Consider the following 292-nt stretch of genomic DNA (forward strand, 5'->3'; position numbering starts at 1 on the left):
TCCTCGATGTGACCGTCACCACGGAATATCTCGAAGGGGTGGTCAAGCAGGCACGCCAGATGCCGGGCAAGCGCAACGGCATTGCGCGGCTGCACTTTTGCGAATGGACGCAGTCGGTCAATGCCGCGATCAAGCGCGAGGCCTGGGTCGCCTGCCGCAAGGATCTCGATCTGCCGGCGCTGATTGCCGGTGGCTATCCCTGTTATGGCGGGCTTGATCTGTCTCGCACGCGCGACTTTACCGCATTCACGCTGACCTGGGTGCTCGATGCCACCAAGGATGCCGAGCGGCT

The 292-nt window shown here is 62.7% G+C and carries 1 pseudogene; it reads left to right on the forward strand.

Features of this window, described 5'->3' with window-relative positions:
• Nucleotides 1-292 (forward strand): annotated as a pseudogene (locus tag KLP42_RS26730) (terminase large subunit); the annotation flags it as partial.

The sequence above is a fragment of the Rhizobium sp. CSW-27 genome (assembly GCF_018760785.1).
In the GTDB taxonomy this organism is placed as follows: Bacteria; Pseudomonadota; Alphaproteobacteria; order Rhizobiales; family Rhizobiaceae; genus Neorhizobium.